General features: G+C 34.7%; 2 protein-coding genes. One reads left to right on the top strand and one right to left on the bottom strand.

Translation table 11 applies throughout. The features are described from left to right. Positions 1 to 420 (top strand): site-specific integrase (locus VJJ26_00855; GenBank protein HLC06711.1); only part of this gene is annotated, 420 nt, incomplete at its 5' end. A 415-nt stretch (positions 421 to 835) separates the two neighbouring features. Here VJJ26_00855 and VJJ26_00850 read toward each other — a convergent pair. Next, a complete protein-coding gene (locus VJJ26_00850) occupies positions 836 to 2,575 on the bottom strand; it encodes an IS1634 family transposase (protein HLC06710.1) in 1,740 nt (579 codons plus the stop codon). Positions 2,576 to 2,885: the final 310 nt, after the last annotated feature.

The following is a 2,885-nucleotide window of genomic DNA, read 5'->3' as shown; positions in this document are numbered from 1 at the left end:
AATGGTTGGTGGACAATCCCAGCTCATAAAACTAAAAATGGTACTGTGCATCGAGTACCTTTATCAAGGTTATCATTATATATACTGCAACAACTAAAGTTAATTTCTAATGATTCAAAGTGGTTATTTCCTTCGCCTATTGACGATAACCATATTACATCAGAAGCAATAAATCATGCAGTAAGAAAAAATGCCGATAAATTTAAAGATCTCAAGCATTTTACGCCTCACGATTTACGGCGTACCGCCGCCAGTCATATGACTGCTATAGGCATCCCTCGTCTTGTTGTCAGTAAGATACTTAACCATTCAGAAAACAGCGTGACTGCAATTTATGATAGACACAGTTATGATGCAGAGAAGAAAGAAGCTCTGGATAAGTGGGGAAACAAGTTGAGCGAAATTATTGGTGATGAATAAAAAGATAAAGGCAACTAAACCTCCCGAAAAAGTATGTAATATTTTTTTTGAATTTAACTGTTAATCACTTGGTCGGCGGTTCAATCCCTTCCCGGGGAGCCAGATAAATCAAGGCTTCCCGCAACAAAGCCAACGCTAAGTAACGGTATTTTTATTTTACATTTGGCAAAATTTATAATTTTTACATGCTATTTTTATGTTTTAAATTATTGAGGTGTATGTAAAGGTCGTTTAGGCGAGGGGTGTGGTGCGACAAGAGGTCGCTGTAAGAGTTGTCCTACATGAGATAGGACTGCCTGTACCGTCAGGCAAATCTAGCGAGTTTATTAAACTCGTACTCGACTAGCGTGAGTTTATCACGACGATAGACAGAATTTCTCCGCAAAGCCCGTCTGCAAAGGTTTCTAGCGATTTCTCATGTGTATACACCAACACCGCTCAACTTTCTTCTTTCTATGTGATATCTATCGATAGCAAATTCTTGTATCAATAAATTTTCATCCTCAGAAGCTTCTTCGAGCTTGTATATCGCTTTAACACAACCCTTTTTTTCATCTTCTGCGGTCTCAAGCATAACAGCGAGTCTTATATTATTTAAATAATCTAAAAAATTATCTAATGTGCCGGTAAAATTAATCTTTTCTTTTGCTTGCTTCCATAGAAGCGTTGCTAATAGATATCCAAGAACACAAATAAAATAATGAACTTTTATTTTTTGATCAGTCCAATGAAACTGAGGCCTGATGGCAAGGTGATAAGGATTTTTTAAATTCTTAAATGCTTGTTCAATAAAAGCTTGTCCATGATAAGCTTTTATTATCTCTTCTGTGTTCCAATCATGGCGATCAGTCATAAGGATTCTAACTCCAAATTTATCTTCAAGAGCCTGTAGCTTTTCTTGGTCAACTAAATAATTAAGCTGATACTTTCCTTCGTCATGCGTAAGCGACCAGCTTATTAGATCACTGATTTTTTTATCTCGCGTTATTCTTGTTATTTTCTGTTCAAGCTTTTCTTTGTCTCTTTGTTTTAGTGGTTTTTCATTGATCTCGCTTTGTAAGCTCGTAAGCTCTTTTTTGGCTTTATCAAGAAGGTTGTATACCCAACCAATTTGCCCAGCTTTAAGACCATCAGATATAAAAACAATTACAGTTCTCTCTTCATCCCAGATGTTTTTCTTGCTTCTATAAACGTGCAACAAATTTCCAGCAATTTCTGCCTCCCCAAGATTATTAAAAGCTTCGTTTACTAATTCTTTGTGTTGATATGGCACCAGCGCACCAACATAGTGTAGCCCATCTGCTTTTATTAAGTTTAGATTCTTCTTCGAGTTGTTACCTCGATCAAATATTACAGTATGATTTTTAATGTCCATATTTAAAAAAGCCATTCTTTCTTTTAGCTTGTGTATGACTGAACTAAAAATCACAGAATCATGTCTATTTCCTTCATATGTTAAATGAAATAGCGGCACCATGCTTTCTTTTGCTACAACCATAGCAAGCCCAATTTGCCTTAAGTCAGCTCTTTTTTGTTTGTTTTTGCCTCTTTTTGCAATAGTACAATGCTCGTTGGTTGTGTGGATATATGTAAAAAAATTAGTTGTATCAAAAAATAAACTGCTAGTGTCGATCTTATAGGTTTCAAAAACTTTTTTTAACAGCTCTTGCTCTACAGCATCAATATTTTCAACCGGAAGAGCATCCATTAAATCCCAAAAGTGTTGGCTATCAAGTTTGCTTAGATTGGTTCTTAATAAATACTCTAATGATGTATTTTTTGCCCAATCATAAAACCCTCTTTTGCTTGTCGGCATGCAAAGACGACCTATTGCTGCCAACAAAAAAGTTGCTCCTGCTGTTAAATTATTTCTGATAGGATATTTTGTGGTATTTTTCCTTTTTGACTCGATATGTTTGTTTATAACGTTACAAACATCCAATTCTTGTGCGGTTTTAAGTAATGCTGCTATCGCGCCATGAGAGTATGATTTTAATTTAATCTTGTCGGTTGTGCTTTGTAAGCGTTTTAATAGATCGTTTGCTTTCCCTAAATACGCGAGCATAATAGGCCTCGGTTTTCCGTTAACCCTTCTTGATTCAACGATATACCAATATTTATTACCTCTTGAAGCTCTTGCTTGTATGGTAGCCATAAGATTTATCTTAGAGTATACATAACTAATAAATTATATATTACCTCAACAGTATAGACATGTCAAACGCATTAATATAAAATTAAATCAGAGTATACATAAATCTTGGGCACAAAAAAACCGCAATCAATTGTTTTTTAATGTATTGCGGTCTATAAATTTAATTTTTACTCTACTTTCGTGATAAACTCACGCTTGGTATTAATATTAAAATAAACTGCGATTTTACTAATAACATCATTAATTGGCAGTATATCTTTACATCGTTTCACATCTGCAATAGATTCTTTTATTTTTTCCTTATCTAGCT

This window comes from Candidatus Babeliales bacterium, from assembly GCA_035288105.1.
Classification (GTDB): domain Bacteria; phylum Babelota; class Babeliae; order Babelales; family Vermiphilaceae; genus SOIL31.
The sequence above is the reverse complement of the archived record's forward strand: the minus strand, read 5'-3'. Positions and strand labels throughout refer to the sequence as shown.